The organism is Hydrogenophaga sp. (assembly GCF_026125785.1).
GTDB lineage: Bacteria > Pseudomonadota > Gammaproteobacteria > Burkholderiales > Burkholderiaceae_C > Hydrogenophaga.
Genome location: NZ_JAHCKL010000003.1, coordinates 139,286 through 155,151 on the forward strand (window position 1 = coordinate 139,286; position 15,866 = coordinate 155,151).

The 15,866-nt window shown below is 67.4% G+C and carries 13 protein-coding genes; all 13 read left to right on the plus strand.

The window, feature by feature from the left end:
• The first annotated feature begins 32 nt into the window (after window positions 1-32).
• The 13 genes from KIT53_RS04655 (at window position 33) to KIT53_RS04715 (ending at window position 15,510) form a co-directional block, all read left to right on the plus strand.
• Window positions 33-1,592 carry a UDP-N-acetylmuramoyl-L-alanyl-D-glutamate--2,6-diaminopimelate ligase gene (locus KIT53_RS04655; protein WP_297748379.1) on the plus strand — a complete coding sequence of 520 codons (1,560 nt, stop codon included), beginning with the start codon at window positions 33-35 and terminating at the stop codon, window positions 1,590-1,592.
• Window positions 1,589-3,031, plus strand: coding sequence for a UDP-N-acetylmuramoyl-tripeptide--D-alanyl-D-alanine ligase (gene murF / locus KIT53_RS04660; RefSeq protein ID WP_297748382.1), 1,443 nt, complete (start codon window positions 1,589-1,591; stop codon window positions 3,029-3,031). The genes KIT53_RS04655 and murF overlap by 4 nt, the downstream gene beginning before the upstream one ends.
• Window positions 3,021-4,199: a phospho-N-acetylmuramoyl-pentapeptide-transferase gene (gene mraY / locus KIT53_RS04665; RefSeq protein ID WP_297748384.1), complete on the plus strand. Its 1,179-nt coding sequence runs from the start codon at window positions 3,021-3,023 to the stop codon at window positions 4,197-4,199. Before murF ends, mraY begins: the two co-directional genes overlap by 11 nt.
• Entirely contained in the window at window positions 4,199-5,971 is a 1,773-nt protein-coding gene (murD, locus tag KIT53_RS04670) for a UDP-N-acetylmuramoyl-L-alanine--D-glutamate ligase (RefSeq protein WP_297748386.1), read from the plus strand. Before mraY ends, murD begins: the two co-directional genes overlap by 1 nt.
• A complete protein-coding gene (gene ftsW, locus KIT53_RS04675) occupies window positions 5,968-7,281 on the plus strand; it encodes a putative lipid II flippase FtsW (protein ID WP_297748389.1) in 1,314 nt (437 codons plus the stop codon). The genes murD and ftsW overlap by 4 nt, the downstream gene beginning before the upstream one ends.
• Before the next feature lie 107 nt (window positions 7,282-7,388).
• Window positions 7,389-8,441: an undecaprenyldiphospho-muramoylpentapeptide beta-N-acetylglucosaminyltransferase gene (gene murG, locus KIT53_RS04680; RefSeq protein ID WP_297748964.1), complete on the plus strand. Its 1,053-nt coding sequence runs from the start codon at window positions 7,389-7,391 to the stop codon at window positions 8,439-8,441.
• Window positions 8,438-9,850, plus strand: coding sequence for a UDP-N-acetylmuramate--L-alanine ligase (gene murC, locus KIT53_RS04685; RefSeq protein WP_297748391.1), 1,413 nt, complete (start codon window positions 8,438-8,440; stop codon window positions 9,848-9,850). The genes murG and murC overlap by 4 nt, the downstream gene beginning before the upstream one ends.
• A complete protein-coding gene (locus KIT53_RS04690) occupies window positions 9,847-10,815 on the plus strand; it encodes a D-alanine--D-alanine ligase (protein ID WP_297748394.1) in 969 nt (322 codons plus the stop codon). The genes murC and KIT53_RS04690 overlap by 4 nt, the downstream gene beginning before the upstream one ends.
• Window positions 10,816-10,838: 23 nt before the next feature.
• Complete coding sequence (locus tag KIT53_RS04695) at window positions 10,839-11,639, plus strand: cell division protein FtsQ/DivIB (protein ID WP_297748397.1); 801 nt, start codon at window positions 10,839-10,841, stop codon at window positions 11,637-11,639.
• A 13-nt stretch (window positions 11,640-11,652) separates the two neighbouring features.
• Window positions 11,653-12,882, plus strand: coding sequence for a cell division protein FtsA (gene ftsA / locus KIT53_RS04700; protein ID WP_297748402.1), 1,230 nt, complete (start codon window positions 11,653-11,655; stop codon window positions 12,880-12,882).
• A gap of 226 nt (window positions 12,883-13,108) precedes the next feature.
• Window positions 13,109-14,338, plus strand: coding sequence for a cell division protein FtsZ (gene ftsZ / locus KIT53_RS04705; RefSeq protein WP_297748406.1), 1,230 nt, complete (start codon window positions 13,109-13,111; stop codon window positions 14,336-14,338).
• Between the two features lie 51 nt (window positions 14,339-14,389).
• Complete coding sequence (lpxC, locus tag KIT53_RS04710) at window positions 14,390-15,313, plus strand: UDP-3-O-acyl-N-acetylglucosamine deacetylase (protein ID WP_297748409.1); 924 nt, start codon at window positions 14,390-14,392, stop codon at window positions 15,311-15,313.
• 20 nt (window positions 15,314-15,333) lie between these two features.
• Window positions 15,334-15,510 carry a hypothetical protein gene (locus KIT53_RS04715; RefSeq protein WP_297748412.1) on the plus strand — a complete coding sequence of 59 codons (177 nt, stop codon included), beginning with the start codon at window positions 15,334-15,336 and terminating at the stop codon, window positions 15,508-15,510.
• Window positions 15,511-15,866 lie beyond the last annotated feature (356 nt).

Genomic DNA, 15,866 nt, shown 5'->3' on the forward strand with positions numbered 1-15,866 from the left:
CCGGTGGGCATGTCCTGCGAGAGGTGGGCTGCATGAGAACCTTGTTGCATCCCCATGCCGTGGCCGAATGGTTGCGCGAGCGGGTGAGTGGCGATCTGCATTGCGACAGCCGACGCCTGCGTGAAGGGGACGGGTTTGTCGCCTGGCCGGGGGCTGCCACCGATGGTCGCCGTTTCGTGGGAGCGGCGCTGCATGCGGGTGCACGCGCCGCACTGGTGGAGCTCGATGGTGCCGAGGCCTATGGTTTCGAGGACGAGGAGCGCGTGGCCGCCGTGCCGGGGCTCAAGGCCTCGGCGGGAGCCATTGCGAGCGCGTACCACGGTGTGCCCAGTGCCTCGCTGGACATGGTGGCCATCACAGGAACCAATGGCAAGACATCCACGGCCTGGTGGACCGCGCAACTGCTGTCGGCCTGCCGCAGGCCATGCGCCGTGGTCGGCACGCTGGGCATGGGGCGTCCGCCGGAGGCCGGGGGCGTGGCTCCCGTGCTGGTGCCCACCGGACTGACCACGCCCGATCCGTTCATGCTGCAGTCCCAGTTGCGGCACTTCGTGGACGAAGGACTGAAGGCCTGTGCCATCGAGGCCTCGTCCATCGGTCTTGAAGAGGGGCGCCTCAACGCCACCCGCTTGCGCGTGGCCGTGTTCACCAACTTCACCCAGGACCATCTGGACTACCACGGCGGCATGGAGGCCTACTGGGCTGCCAAGGCCTCCCTGTTCGACTGGCCGGGGCTGGCCAGCGCGGTGGTGAACCTGGACGATGCACGTGGCGTGGCGCTGGCGGGTGCCCTGGCTGGCCGTGGCCTGGACCTGTGGCCCGTGGCCATCGAGACAGAGCACGCCGATGCGACGCAGAGCGTGACCAAGGCCCGTCTGTTTGCGCGTGGATTGCGCTTCACCGATCACGGCATGGCCATGCAGGTGGGCGAACGTGATGCGCAGCAGCGCGAGATCGCACGCCATGATCTGGCGCTGCCGCTGGTGGGCCGCTACAACGTCTCGAACCTGTTGTGCGTGCTGGCCAGTGCACGGGCGCTGGGCGTGCCCCTGCAGGACGCCGTGCAGGCCTGCGCCGCGCTCACACCCGTGCCGGGACGTATGGAGCAGGCTTCTTCCACACCGGGGCAGCCCCTGGTGCTGATCGACTATGCCCACACGCCCGACGCGCTGGAGAAGGCCTTGCAGGCCTTGCAGCCCTTGGTGCAACAGCGGGGTGGAGCACTCTGGGTCGTGGTGGGTTGCGGCGGAGACCGCGACGCCAGCAAGCGCCCCCTGATGGCGGCGGCGGCCGAGCGCGGCGCCACGCACCCCGTGCTCACCAGCGACAACCCACGCAGCGAAGATCCCGGTGCGATTCTCGACCAGATGCTGGCAGGGCTGTCTCGCCGCGATGCCGCGCGGGTCGAGCCCGACCGGGCGCAGGCCATCGCCTGGACCGTATCGCAGGCCCAGGCACACGACGTGGTGCTGATCGCAGGCAAGGGGCACGAGGACTACCAGGACGTGCAGGGGGTCAAGCGCCCCTTCTCGGACCTGCTGCAGGCGCGCGCCGCGCTGGAGCGCCGCGCACCGCAAGGAGCCGCCGCATGACCAAGACGCTGGGCGAACTGCTCCCGCAACTCGACGCAGCCCGGGTGGTCGGCGATCCGGCCGCGCTGGCGCTGACGCGCGTGCACACCGACACGCGCAGCCTGCGGGCCGGCGATGTGTTCGTGGCGCTCAAGGGCGAGCGCTTCGACGCGCATGCGTTCCTGCCGCAGGCCCGTGCCCACGGTGCCTTGGCCGCCGTGGCGGAGCAGGGCCTGGCCGAGGCCGGCCTGCCGGGCGTGCTGGTGCCCGATACACGCCGCGCACTGGGTCAGCTGGCCACGTTGTGGCGAAGCCAGTTCACGCTGCCGTTGATCGCCGTGACGGGGAGCAATGGCAAGACCACGGTGACACAGATGATCGCGAGCATCCTGCGCGCAGCCGTGGGCGATGCCGCGCACGCCACGGCGGGCAATTTCAACAACGACATCGGCGTGCCGCTTACCCTGTTGAAGTTGCACGCCGGACACCGCCTGTCGGTGGTGGAACTGGGCATGAACCACCCCGGCGAGATCGCCGAACTGGCGGCCATGGCCAGGCCGACGGTGGCGCTGGTCAACAACGCGCAGCGCGAGCATCAGGAGTTCATGGCCACGGTGGAGGCCGTGGCGCGTGAAAACGGACAGGTCATCCAGGCGCTGGCGGGAGAGGGCGTGGCCGTGTTCCCGTCGGACGACGCCTTCACTCCCCTGTGGCGCGAACTCGCCGCAGGGCGCCGCGTGATGACTTTCAGCGACACCGATGCCGGCGCGGACGTGACCGCCACCCGCGCCGATTGGCAGGACGGCGCCTGGTCGCTGGACCTGCGTGCGCCCGCGGGCCGGGCCACGGTTCGCCTGCACATAGCGGGCCGCCACAACGTGCGCAACGCCCTCGCGGCCACTGCCTGCGCGCTGGCCGCCGGCGTGCCGCTGGACGCCGTTGTTCGGGGCCTGGACGCTTTCCAGCCGGTAGGTGGACGCTCGCGTGCGCTCTCGCTGCAGTTGGAGGGGCGCGCGCTCACGCTGGTCGACGACACCTACAACGCCAACCCCGATTCGGTGCGCGCAGCCATCGACGTGCTGGCCGAGTTGCCCGGGCCACGCCTGCTGGCGCTGGGCGACATGGGCGAGGTTGGCGAACAAGGGCTGGCCTTCCATGAAGAAGTGCTTCGCCACGCGCAAGCCCGCGGCATCGAAGCCGTGCACGTCACCGGCGACTGGATGGCGCGCGCCTGCGCCGCTCTGCGCGAGGCCGGAGCGCCGGAGCCGGTGCACTGGGTCGAGGTGCCGGCCATGGCGGGGGCGGTGTGCGCTGCCGTCACCGACGACCGCCCGGTGTTCCGCAGCGTGCTGGTGAAAGGTTCCCGGTTCATGCGCATGGAGCGTGTGGTGCAGGCCCTGCAGGGGCTGGAGCGCCCGGACGCCAACGACTCACACAAGGACAACGCCCATGCTGCCTAGCCTGGCCCTCTGGCTGCAAGGCCTTTCTCCCGAGTTCGGATTCCTGCGGGTGTTCCAGTACCTGACGTTCCGCGCGGTGATGGCCGCCATGACGGCGCTGCTCGTGGGGCTGGTGGCCGGTCCCTATTTCATCCGCCGCCTCGCCGCGCTCAAGATCGGCCAGCCGATCCGTGAGTACGCCATGCAGACACACCTGAGCAAAGGCGGTACGCCCACCATGGGTGGCGTTCTGATCCTGTTTGCCATTGCGCTGTCGACATTGCTCTGGTTCAACTGGTCCAACCGTTTCGTGTGGATCGTGCTGCTGGTGACGCTGGGTTTCGGCGCGATTGGCTGGGTGGACGATTGGCGCAAGGTGGTGCGCAAGGATCCTGAAGGCATGCGCTCGCGTGAAAAGTACTTCTGGCAATCGGTGATCGGCCTGGTGGCCGCTTTCTACCTGGTGTTCGCGGTGTCCGAGACCAGCAACCTGCGTGTGTTCGAGCTGTTCGTCGAATGGGTCCGCTCCGGTTTCACGCTGGATCTGCCACCGCAGTCGGGTTTCCTGGTGCCCTTCTTCAAGGAGGTCAGCTATCCCCTGGGCGTGGCGGGCTTCGTCATCCTGACCTACCTGGTCATTGTCGGTTCCAGCAACGCGGTCAACCTCACCGACGGCCTGGATGGTCTGGCCATCATGCCGGTGGTGATGGTGGGGTCGGCACTGGGTGTCTTTGCCTACGTGACGGGCAACTCCGTGTTTGCCCGGTACCTGCTGCTGCCGCACATTCCCGGTGCCGGTGAGCTGATGATCTTCTGTGCCGCCATGGCTGGCGCAGGCCTGGCCTTCCTCTGGTACAACACGCACCCCGCGCAAGTCTTCATGGGTGACGTGGGGGCGCTGGCACTGGGGGGGGCGCTGGGCACCGTCGCCGTCATCGTGCGCCAGGAGATCGTGCTCGCCATCATGGGTGGCATCTTCGTCGTCGAAGCCCTCTCGGTGATGCTGCAGGTGACCTGGTTCAAATACACCAAGCGCCGCTTCGGTACCGGCCGTCGCCTGTTCCAGATGGCTCCGCTGCACCACCACTTCGAGAAGAAGGGCTGGAAGGAGACGCAGGTGGTCGTGCGTTTCTGGATCGTCACCATGCTCCTGTGCCTCGTGGGGCTGTCCACGTTGAAGCTGCGGTGATGAAAGACCAAGCCGTTCTCATCCTCGGTCTCGGCGCCTCCGGTCTGGCCATGGCACGCTGGTGCGTGCGCCAGGGCGCGCAGGTGACCGTGGCCGATACGCGCGAGGCTCCGCCCCAGCTTGCCGCGCTTCGGGCCGAATGCCCGCAGGCCCATTTTGTGGCGGGGGCATTCGACGACGCGCTGCTGGCGCGTGCCGACTGGCGGCTGATCGCCCGCAGCCCGGGGCTGGCACCGGCCGCGTTGCAGGCGGTGACGGACTGGGCGCGTGAGCGCGAGGTGGCCGTGGTGGGCGAGCTGGAGCTCTTCGCCCGTGCGCTGCGTGAACTGGCGGCGCGCGAGCGTCTGCCGTACCGGCCCAAGGTGCTGGCCATCACAGGCACGAACGGCAAGACGACCGTGACCTCGCTCACCGGCCTTTTGCTGCAGCGGGCAGGCTTGAACGTCGCCGTTGCGGGCAATATTGGTCCAGCGCTGCTGGACGTGCTCGGCGCCGCGTTGGACCATGAGGCGGTGGCACAGAAGGCCGACGACGAGCGTGCCGAAGCCGAGGCGAGCGAAGCGCGGACGCAGCAACCGGCGCCGCCGGACGAGGTCCCGGAGGGTGCCGAGGTGCAGGAAGGGGCGGCACCTGACAGCGACCTGGTGGCCGTGGTGGCGAACGAAGAAGACGAGGGCGGTCCTGCGCCCATCGTGCCGCCTCCGGTCGAACCGCCTCAACCTGCCCACCTGCCAGCGGTCTGGGTGCTGGAGCTCTCCAGCTTCCAGCTCGATGGCACGCCGGGTGGCGCCTGGGACGGCGTGCCCACCGCCGCGACCGTGCTCAACATCACCGAGGATCACCTCGACTGGCATGGCAGCATGCAGGCCTATACCGCCGCCAAGGCGGCGGTGTTCGGGCGGCAGGCACTCATGCTGCTCAACCGGGATGACCCGCAGGTCATGGCCCTGCAGCCGGGGCTGGTCACGGTCAAGGTGGGCAACCGCAACCGCCAGCAAAGTGCACGGCCCTGGGCGAGCTTCGGCTTCGATGCGCCGGTGCGTGCCGGCGACTGGGGCATCGAGTCGGTCAACGGCATGGACTGGCTGGTGCGCGCGCTGGCGCTCGACGAAACCCGCAAGCGCGGACGGGGCGCCGAAGAGGAAGAGGAGCTCTACTTCCAGCGCCTGATGCCGGTGGATGCGTTGCGCATACGGGGCCGCCACAACGCCGCCAACGCGCTGGCCGCGCTGGCACTGGCCTCGTCCACGGGCGCCGCCCTCGGGCCCATGCTGCATGGCCTGCGCGAATACCGGGGCGAGCCGCACCGCGTGGAGCCAGTGGCCATCGTCGACGAGGTCGAGTACTTCGACGACAGCAAGGGCACCAACGTGGGTGCGACGCTCGCTGCCGTGCGGGGGCTGGGTGCCGAGCGCCGGTTGGTGGTGATCCTGGGCGGTGACGGCAAAGGCCAGGACTTCACGCCGCTGGCCGCGCCGCTGGCGCGCCATGCGCGGGCCGTGGTCTACATCGGCCGCGATGCGGGCTTGTTGCGTGCTGCCGTGGGCGCCGCACTGGACCAGACGCAGGTGCCGCAGCTCGATGCCGCCACACTGCCACAGGCCGTGACCCTGGCAGCGGAACAGGCCAAGCCGGGTGATGCGGTGCTGATGTCACCCGCCTGCGCCAGCCTGGACATGTTCGACAACTATGTGCACCGCGCCCGTGTGTTCGTGGCCTCGGTGCAGGCGCTGGCGCTCGAGCGCGGCGTGAGCCTGGAGGCGGGTCAATGAAGAAAAAGGCGCAGGGCGCCATGGCGCCGTCCTGGCCCCAAAGGCTGCTGGCCTGGCTGCCGCGCCTGGGTGGGCGCGATCTGGCCGGCGCCGCGGCCGGCGCTGGCAAAGGCGATCCGTTGCCGGTTCGCCTGTCCAGCCGCACCTACGCCGGCACGCGCAACGTGGCGGTGCGCGAACTCGGGTTCGACCAGCCCCTGCTCTGGGTTGCGGTGGCGCTGCTGCTGTGGGGACTGGTGATGGTCTATTCGGCCTCGGTCGCACTGCCTGACAACCCGCGCTTCTCGAACTATGCGCACACGCACTTCGTGCTGCGCCACGCCATGTTCATCGGTATCGGCGTGGGTGCGGCACTGTTCGCATTCCAGGTGCCGCTCAAGAGCTGGGAGCGCATGGCGCCCTGGCTGTTCGCGTTCGCCCTGCTGCTCATGGTGCTGGTGCTCATTCCCGGCATCGGCAAAGGCGTCAACGGTGCACGGCGCTGGATATCCCTCGGTTTCCTGAACTTCCAGCCTTCGGAACTGGGCAAGCTCACCATCCTGCTCTACGCGGCCAGCTACATGGTGCGCAAGATGGAGATCAAGCAGAACTTCTGGCAGGCGGTCTGGCCCATGGCGGTGGCGCTGGGCGTGGTGGGCATGCTGCTGCTGGCGCAGCCAGACATGGGCGCCTTCATGGTGATCGTGGTCATCGCCATGGGCATCCTGTTCCTGGGCGGCGTGAACGCGCGCATGTTCTTCCTCATCGCTACCGTGGTGGTGGGCGCCTTCGCGCTGATGATCATGGGCAGCGAGTGGCGGCGCGAACGCATCTTTGCCTACCTGGACCCGTGGAGCGAAGAACATGCGCTGGGCAAGGGCTACCAGCTTTCACACTCGCTCATCGCCTTCGGCCGCGGCGAGATCTTTGGTGTCGGCCTGGGCGGCAGCGTGGAAAAGCTGAGCTGGCTGCCGGAGGCGCACACGGACTTTCTGCTGGCCGTCATCGGCGAGGAGTTCGGCCTCGTGGGCGTGGTGACGCTGATCGCCCTGTTTCTCTGGATCACCCGCCGCATCATGCACATCGGCCGTCAGGCCATTGCGCTGGACCAGGTCTTCTCTGGCCTGGTGGCGCAAGGGGTGGGGCTGTGGGTCGGCTTCCAGGCGTTCATCAACATCGGTGTGAACCTGGGTGCCTTGCCCACCAAAGGGCTCACACTGCCGCTCATGAGCTATGGCGGCTCCGCCGTCCTCATGAACCTGGTGGCCATTGCCATCGTGCTGCGGGTCGACTACGAGAACCGGCAGATGATGAAAGGCGGGCGGTCATGATGGGCGCAGTGTCAGGCCATTCCCAGGCAACGGGTACCCCTCTGAGCGGGAGCCTTGCGCAGGAGCGGCGCAGCGCGGGAGCCGCGCCTGCGCCCTGCGCGCTCATCATGGCCGGCGGTACGGGTGGCCACATTTTTCCCGGCCTGGCCGTGGCCGAAGCGCTGCGCGAGCGTGGCTGGCATGTGCACTGGCTGGGTGCGCCGGACAGCATGGAGAGCCGCCTCGTGCCTCCGCGTGGATTTGCCCTGGAGACGATCGACTTCGGCGGCGTCCGTGGCAAAGGGCTGGTGACGCTGGCGCTGTTGCCTTTGCGCCTGCTGCGCGCCTTCTGGCAGGCGCTGCAAGTGGTGCGGCGCGTGCGCCCCGACGTGGTGCTGGGCCTGGGCGGCTACATCAGCTTTCCGGGCGGCATGATGGGGGTGCTCGCCGGCAAACCTCTGGTGCTGCACGAGCAGAACTCTGTTGCCGGCATGGCCAACAAGGTGCTGGCAGGCGTGGCCGACCGGGTGTTCACCGCCTTTCCCGACGTGTTGGGCAAGGCACAGTGGGTGGGCAACCCGCTGCGCGCGGCTTTCCTGCGGCAACCCACACCTGCGGCCCGGTTTGCCGGACGCAGCGGGCCGCTGCGCCTGCTCGTGGTGGGTGGCAGCCTGGGCGCGCGTGCGCTCAACGACACCGTCCCCAAGGCCCTTGCCTTGTTGCCCGAGGCCGAGAGGCCGCTGGTGATCCACCAGAGTGGCGAGAAGCAGATCGACGAATTGCGCGCGGGTTACGCGGCTGCCGGGGTGCGGGCCGAGCTGACCCCTTTCATCGACGACACCGCGCAGGCCTTTGCCGATGCCGATCTCGTGGTCTGCCGCGCTGGCGCGAGCACGGTGACGGAACTCGCCGCGGTTGGGGCGGCGGCCTTGTTCGTGCCGTTCCCGGCCGCCGTGGACGACCACCAGACCACCAATGCCCGTTTCCTGGTGGACGCGGGTGCTGCCTGGCTGGTGCCGCAGCCACAGTTCACGCCGCAGGCACTGGCGCAGACGCTGCAGAGCGTGCGCCGGGAACAGCTTGCGGCCATGGCCGGCAAGGCCAAGCAGATGGAAAAAACAGACGCCGTGGCGGCCGTGGTCGCCGCCTGCGAGCAACTCGCCAAGGTACAGACAGCATGAAGCACGCCATCCGGCACATCCATTTCGTGGGCATCGGCGGCGCCGGCATGAGCGGCATCGCGGAGGTGCTGCTCAACCAGGGCTACCGCATCTCCGGCAGCGACCTGGGTGAGAGCACCGTCACGCGCCGCCTGGTGTCGTTGGGCGCGGAAGTGTTCGTGGGCCACGATGCCGCGCACATCCAGGGGGCGGACGCCATCGTCACGTCCACCGCCGTGAAGGCCGACAACCCCGAAGTGGTTGCCGCGCACGCCAGGCTGGTGCCCGTGGTGCCGCGTGCGGTGATGCTGGCCGAACTGATGCGCATGAAGAAGGGCGTGGCGATTGCGGGTACGCACGGCAAGACCACCACCACCAGCCTCGTGACCAGCGTGCTGGCCGCCGGCCGGCTGGACCCGACCTTCGTGATTGGCGGGCGCCTGAACAGCGCCAATGCGAACGCCCAGCTGGGTTCGGGTGAGTACATCGTGGTCGAGGCCGACGAGTCCGATGCGTCTTTCCTCAACCTGCTGCCGGTGATCTCGGTCGTTACCAACATCGACGCCGACCACATGGACACCTATGGCCATGATTTCGGCAAGCTCAAGTCGGCCTTCGTCGACTTTCTGCACCGCATGCCGTTCTATGGCGCGGCCGTGGTCTGCGTGGACGATCCCGCCATCCGCGAGATCCTGCCCCAGATCGCCCGCCCCATCACCAGTTACGGCCTGTCGGAAGACGCGCAAGTGCGCGCCCTGGACGTGCGGGCCGTGGGTACGCAGATGCATTTCACCGTGCAGCGCCGCAATGGCGTGGAGCTGCCGGACCTGGACGTGGTGCTCAACCTGCCCGGCCAGCACAACGTGCTCAATGCGCTGGCTGCCATCGGTATCGCGGTGGAGCTTGGCGTCGACGACGAGGCGGTGCTGCGCGCACTGGCCGAATTCAAGGGTGTGGGCCGCCGCTTCCAGCGGTATGGCGAGGCGACCCTGCCCGGTGGTGGTCATTGCACCGTGGTCGACGACTACGGCCACCATCCGGTCGAGATGGCTGCTACCCTGTCCGCCGCGCGCGGTGCCTTCCCCGGGCGCCGGCTGGTGCTGGCTTTCCAGCCGCACCGCTACACCCGCACACGCGACTGCTTCGAGGACTTCGTCAAGGTGATCGGCCAGGCCGACGCGGTGCTGCTGGCCGAGGTCTATGCCGCGGGTGAGGCACCCATCGTCGCAGCCGATGGCCGTTCCCTGGCGCGCGCGCTGCGCGTGGCCGGCAAGCTGGAGCCGGTCTTCGTGGACGACATCGGCGCCATGGCGCAGGCCGTGATCGACAACGCGCAGGACGGCGACGTGGTGCTCTGCATGGGTGCCGGCACCATCGGCTCGGTGGCGGCGCAGGTGATGGAACTGGCGCAGCAGGGAGCACACGCATGAACACGACCATGGAGGATCGGGCGGTGGATACACAGGCACTGGGTAAGGTCGCGGTGCTCATGGGCGGACGCTCCGCCGAGCGCGAGGTGTCGCTCATGTCAGGCCACGGTGTGCTGGCCGCGCTGCGTTCCAAAGGCGTGGACGCCCATGCCTTTGACCCGGCCGAGCGCGACCTCACCGAACTCCGGCGCGAAGGCTTCCAGCGCTGCTTCATCGCGCTGCATGGCCGTTTCGGCGAGGACGGCACAGTGCAGGGCGCTCTTGAACTTCTGGGCATCCCCTACACCGGTCCGGGCGTCATGGCGTCCTCGGTCGCCATGGACAAGCTCATGACCAAGCGCATCTGGGTCGCCGAGGGGCTGCCCACGCCGGCATGGCGCCAGGTGCGCAGCGCCGCCCAGACGCTGGAGGCCTTCAAGGCCCTGGGCTCGCCCATGATCGTCAAGCCGGTGCGCGAAGGTTCCACCATCGGCCTGACCAAGGTGACCGACGCCTCCCAGTGCGAGGCCGCCTACGCACTCGCGGCCCGTCTCGACCCCATGGTGATGTGCGAACAGTTCATCGCGGGTGACGAAGTGACCTGTCCGGTGCTGGGCACCGGAGACCAGGCGCGTGCGCTGCCGGTCATCCGCATCGTCGCGCCCGACGGCAACTACGACTACCAGAACAAGTACTTCACCGACGACACCCAGTACATCGTGCCCTGCGGCCTGCCCGATGGCGAGGAGGCGCACATCCAGGCTCTGGTGCTCAAGGCCTACCAGACGCTTGATGGCCGGGGTTGGTCGCGCGCGGACGTGATGATCGATGCCCGCACGCGCAAGCCCTACCTGCTGGAGCTCAACACCTCGCCCGGCATGACCGGCCACTCCCTGGTGCCGATGTCGGCCAAGGCAGCCGGCCTGTCCTATGAAGACCTCTGCGTGCGCCTGCTGGCCAGCGCCGCCCTGGACAACCCCGCCTGAGGCTTCACCTCCGTCCATTCACCATGGCCACCACCCTGCCTCAACCGCTGCCACTGGACGTCCGGCTCATGTCGCTGGTCACGCGCCTGTTGCTGGTGGTGTTTGCCGTCGCGTGCACCGCGCTGCTGGGTACCTGGCTGGTGCAGCACCCGGTGTGGTCGCTGCGCGCCATTTCGGTGGAAGGCGACGTGTCGCACCAGAACGCGGTGAGTTTTCGTGCGCAACTGGCCACGCAGATGAAGACGCGGCTCACCGGCAGTTTCCTGACCGTGGACCTGAACCAGGTGCGCGAACTCTTCGAGTCGGTGCCGTGGGTGCGCCAGGCGGTGGTGCAGCGCGAATTCCCCAACCGCTTGCGTGTCACGCTCGAAGAACACCAGGCCGTGGCCTGGTGGGGCGAGACGGGTTCCGGCCAACTGGTCAACCGGCAGGGAGAGGTGTTTGACGCCAGCCCCGACGACATCGATAACCTGCCCGAGCTCGATGGTCCGCGCGGGCAGTCCGAACGGGTGTGGACGCTGTTCCAGACGCTCAAGACGGAGTTCGAACGCATGGAGCTGGTGCTGGAACGCCTGGAACTCAGCGAACGCGGCAGTTGGCGTGCACGGCTGGACAACGGCGCCCTCATCGAACTCGGCCGTGGCACGCCCGAGGACCTGCTCGCTCGCACGCAGCGGTTCACCGCCACCCTGGGCCAGCTCACCGAGCGCTATCCCACCGCCCTGCAGTCGGTCGATCTGCGCTACCCCAACGGCTACGCGCTGCGCATGCGCGGCGTGACGACCCTTACCGAACCGCACCCCGGGACTCAGACCAGAAGGTAATCAAGAAGCAATCATGGCCAAGGAATACAAGGATTTGGTGGTCGGACTCGACATTGGCACCGCCAAGATCATGGTGGTGGTCGCCGAGGTCCAACCCAGTGGCGAGCTCAAGCTCGCGGGGCTTGGCGTGTCCGAGAGCCATGGCCTCAAGCGCGGCGTGGTGGTCAACATCGACGCCACCGTGCAGAGCATCCAGCAGGCACTCAAGGAGGCCGAGCTGATGGCGGACTGCCGCATCGCGCGCGTCTACACCGGCATCACCGGCAGCCACATCCGGGGCATCAACTCCAGCGGCATGGTCGCCATCAAGGACCGCGAGGTTTCCGCAACCGATGTGGCCCGTGTCATCGAAACGGCCAAGGCCATCAACATTTCCACCGACCAGCGCCTGCTGCTGGTGGAGCCGCAGGAGTTCGTGATCGACGGCCAGGAGGTCAAGGAGCCGATCGGCATGAGCGGCATCCGGTTGGAGGCCAAGGTGCACATCGTCACCGGCGCTCAGAGCGCGGCGGAGAACATCATCAAGTGCGTGCGCCGCTGTGGCCTGGAAGTGGACCAGCTCATGCTCAACCCGCTGGCGTCCAGCCAGGCCGTGTTGACCGAAGACGAAAAGGACCTGGGCGTGGCGCTGGTCGACATCGGCGCGGGTACCACCGACGTGGCCATCTTTTCCGGTGGCGCCATCCGCCACACCGCGGTGATCCCGATCGCCGGTGACCTGATCACCAGCGACATCGCCATGGCGTTGCGCACGCCCACCAAGGACGCCGAGGACATCAAGGTGGAGAGCGGCTGCGCCAAGCAACTGCTGGCGGACCCCGAGACCCAGGTGGAAGTCCCCGGCCTGGGCGATCGTGGTCCTCGGATGCTCAGCCGCCAGGCCCTGGCCGGCGTGATCGAACCGCGTGTGGAAGAAATCTTCTCCCTGGTGCAACAGGTGCTGCGCGATTCTGGCCACGAGGAAATGCTGTCGTCCGGCATCGTCCTCACAGGCGGCAGCGCCGTCATGCCGGGCATGGTGGAGCTGGGCGAGGACATTTTTCTCAAGCCGGTGCGCCGTGGCATACCGAACTACACCAGCGCGCTGTCGGACATGGTGGCCCAGACGCGTGCTGCCACGGTCATGGGCCTGCTCGAAGAGGCACGCCTGGCGCGCGTGCGTGGGCACAAGGTGGCTCAGAAGGCGGGCTCCATGCAGGGCGCCTTCGAGCGCATCAAGAACTGGTTTGTGGGGACGTTCTGATGAAGCACTCCCGCCACGCTGCGCGTGACCCCTCCAAGGGGGCGGTGCCTGAGGCCCGGCAGAGCCGGTTCCTCGGCACCTCTGGGTTGGACCCAGGCGTTCGAAGACGCAGACGAAGGGGTCGGTGTGTCGAACACACCGGTCCCCCGAATGACCCGAACCGATACCCCAGCGAACTTTCAGCAATCGCCTGCATCAAGGCAACAGTCAGTACAAGGAGCACCACATGAGCATCGAAATGATCGAAGTCGAAGAATTCAACCAAGGCACCCAGATCAAGGTGATCGGCGTGGGCGGTGGCGGCGGCAACGCGGTCGAGCACATGATTTCTCGCAGTGTGCAGGGCGTGGAGTTCATCTGCGCCAACACCGATGCGCAAGCCCTCACGCGCAGCGCAGCGCACAAGACCATCCAGCTGGGCACCAGTGGCCTGGGCGCGGGCAGCAAGCCCGAGAAGGGCCGCGATGCCGCCGAGGTGGCCGTGGACGACATCCGTGAGGCCATTGCCGGCGCGCACATGCTCTTCATCACCGCGGGCATGGGTGGCGGCACCGGCACCGGCGCCGCGCCGGTGATCGCGCGCGTGGCCAAGGAGATGGGCATCCTCACCGTCGGCGTGGTCACCAAGCCCTTTGACTGGGAAGGCGGCCGCCGCATGACCAACGCCGACAACGGCCTGGCCGAGCTGGAGGCCAACGTCGACTCGCTCATCGTGGTGCTCAACGAGAAGCTGCTCGAGGTGCTGGGCGATGAAGTGACGCAGGACGAGGCTTTCGCCCATGCCAACGACGTGCTCAAGAATGCCGTCGGAGGCATCGCCGAGATCATCAACGAATACGGCAACGTGAACGTCGACTTCGAAGACGTGCGAACCGTGATGGGCGAACCCGGCAAGGCCATGATGGGTACCGCCGTGGCCGCCGGCCCTGATCGCGCTCGCATTGCCGCCGAACAGGCCGTGGCCTGCCCGCTGCTGGAAGGCATCGATCTCTCGGGCGCCAAGGGCGTTCTGGTGCTGGTCACCGCTGCCAAGGGCTCGCTCAAGCTGGCCGAGTCCAAGCTGGCAATGAACACCATCCGCGCCTACGCATCGGCCGAAGCGCATGTCATCTACGGTGCCGCCTACGACGACTCCCTGGGCGACGAAATGCGCGTCACCGTGGTGGCCACGGGCCTGTCGCGTCAGCAGGGCGCACGCCGCACTGCGCCTCCCCTGCAGGTGCTGCGCACCGGTACGGACAACGTGCCGTTCAACGTGCCCACGGTCAACGCCGCCGTGGGCGGCCCTGGCGTCACCGGCGCGGCGGGCGTCGCTCAGCCCGACTACAACTCCATGGCCGTGCCCAGCGTCTGGCGCACCAACCGCACCCAGGCGGCGGCCAAGGTCGATGCGCTGGCCTCCGGAGGCATGGACGACTTCGAGATCCCGGCCTTCCTGCGCAAGCAGGCGGATTGAGGCCATCTCCCCTGCGCGGCGCGGCCGTGCAGGGGGGCATAAAATGTTTCCATGCTTGCGCAACGTACGCTCAAATCCCTGACCAAGGCGGTGGGCGTTGGCCTGCACAGTGGCCAGCGTGTGGAACTGACGCTGCGGCCCGCGGCGCCGGACACCGGTATCGTGTTCCGGCGGGTGGACCTGCCCGAGCCGGTGGAGATTCCCGTCAACGCGACCGCGGTGAGCGACACACGCCTGGCGTCGACCATCTCCAACGGCAATGTCAAGGTGCACACCATCGAGCACCTCATGAGCGCCTGTGCGGGTCTGGGGCTGGACAACCTCTATGTGGACATCACAGCGGAGGAAGTGCCCATTCTGGACGGTTCATCCGCTTCCTTCGTCTATCTCCTGCAGAGTGCGGGCATCGTGATGCAGAACGCGCCCAAGCGCTTCATCCGGGTGACCCGGCCGGTCGAGGTGCGTGAGGGCGAGGGGCGCAACGTCAAATGGGCGCGGCTGGAGCCCTTCCACGGCTACAAGCTGGCCTTTGAGATCGAGTTCGATCACCCCGCAGTGAACTCCACCGGCCAACGCGTGGAGTTCGACTTTGGCAGCGGTCAGTACGCGCGCGAGATCGCGCGGGCTCGCACGTTCGGCTTCACCCGCGATGTGGAGGCCATGCGCTCGCATGGCCTGGCGCTGGGCGGGGGGCTGGACAACGCCATCGTGATGGACGACGTCAAGGTGCTCAACGCCGACGGCCTGCGCTACCAGGACGAGTTCGTCAAGCACAAGATCCTTGATGCCATGGGCGATCTCTACATCGTGGGCAAGCCGCTGCTGGCCGCGTACAGCGCATTCCGCAGCGGCCACGCCATGAACAACCAGCTGCTGCGTGCCCTGCTGGCACGCACCGATGCCTGGGAGATCGTGAGCTTCGAGCAGGAACGCGAGGCCCCGCGCGGCTTTGCTCAGCTGGCGCCCGCCTGGTAGCGCGGGCGCGTTTCTCCAGCATGTTGCTGTTTCGCTGGACGGTCATGCTGCTGCTCATTGCGGCGGCGGTGTGCTTTGCCTTCTACATCGGCACGGGCCAGGCGCGCTACCGAACCTGGGGTCTGCTGGTCCTCAAGTGGACCCTCATCGCGGCCCTCGGATTTTTCGGGGTGCTGGTGCTGGAACGCGTGTTCTGAAGAAGGCCGCCAAGGCCTTCGATCTCCCTCTACCGTTTGATGACCAGGGCACGCCAGGCCGGCGGCCCGGCGAGGCTTCGCCACGCGGCGCATGGCCTTCTTGGCCGCAACCCGACGGGCATCGGGTGAAAACAGCGCCACTCGTCGTTGCACTCCCAGGTCACACATCCGCCTGACCGTCGTCGCGCGCCTCGATTGGCGCCGCTTCCACCCGATTCGCACTTGAAAAAATAAGGTGAACAGGCCTTAGGCCGGCTGCCTTGTTCTGTGGCCTTGCCGTCGATCTTGCAAATCTCATTATTTGATATTTCATTGACAATCCATAAATTTGGTACAAAATGCAAGCCTTGTTCAGA

Excerpts from the sequence above, each read along its gene's own strand:
- ftsW (WP_297748389.1), top strand. The coding sequence starts at position 5,968 with ATGAAGAAAAAGGCGCAGGGCGCCATGGCGCCGTCCTGGCCCCAAAGG.
- lpxC (WP_297748409.1), top strand. The coding sequence starts at position 14,390 with ATGCTTGCGCAACGTACGCTCAAATCCCTGACCAAGGCGGTGGGCGTT.
- murF (WP_297748382.1), top strand. The coding sequence starts at position 1,589 with ATGACCAAGACGCTGGGCGAACTGCTCCCGCAACTCGACGCAGCCCGG.
- murD (WP_297748386.1), top strand. The coding sequence starts at position 4,199 with ATGAAAGACCAAGCCGTTCTCATCCTCGGTCTCGGCGCCTCCGGTCTG.
- murC (WP_297748391.1), top strand. The coding sequence starts at position 8,438 with ATGAAGCACGCCATCCGGCACATCCATTTCGTGGGCATCGGCGGCGCC.
- KIT53_RS04690 (WP_297748394.1), top strand. The coding sequence starts at position 9,847 with ATGAACACGACCATGGAGGATCGGGCGGTGGATACACAGGCACTGGGT.
- ftsA (WP_297748402.1), top strand. The coding sequence starts at position 11,653 with ATGGCCAAGGAATACAAGGATTTGGTGGTCGGACTCGACATTGGCACC.
- murG (WP_297748964.1), top strand. The coding sequence starts at position 7,389 with ATGGCCGGCGGTACGGGTGGCCACATTTTTCCCGGCCTGGCCGTGGCC.
- KIT53_RS04715 (WP_297748412.1), top strand. The coding sequence starts at position 15,334 with ATGTTGCTGTTTCGCTGGACGGTCATGCTGCTGCTCATTGCGGCGGCG.
- KIT53_RS04655 (WP_297748379.1), top strand. The coding sequence starts at position 33 with ATGAGAACCTTGTTGCATCCCCATGCCGTGGCCGAATGGTTGCGCGAG.
- ftsZ (WP_297748406.1), top strand. The coding sequence starts at position 13,109 with ATGAGCATCGAAATGATCGAAGTCGAAGAATTCAACCAAGGCACCCAG.
- mraY (WP_297748384.1), top strand. The coding sequence starts at position 3,021 with ATGCTGCCTAGCCTGGCCCTCTGGCTGCAAGGCCTTTCTCCCGAGTTC.
- KIT53_RS04695 (WP_297748397.1), top strand. The coding sequence starts at position 10,839 with ATGGCCACCACCCTGCCTCAACCGCTGCCACTGGACGTCCGGCTCATG.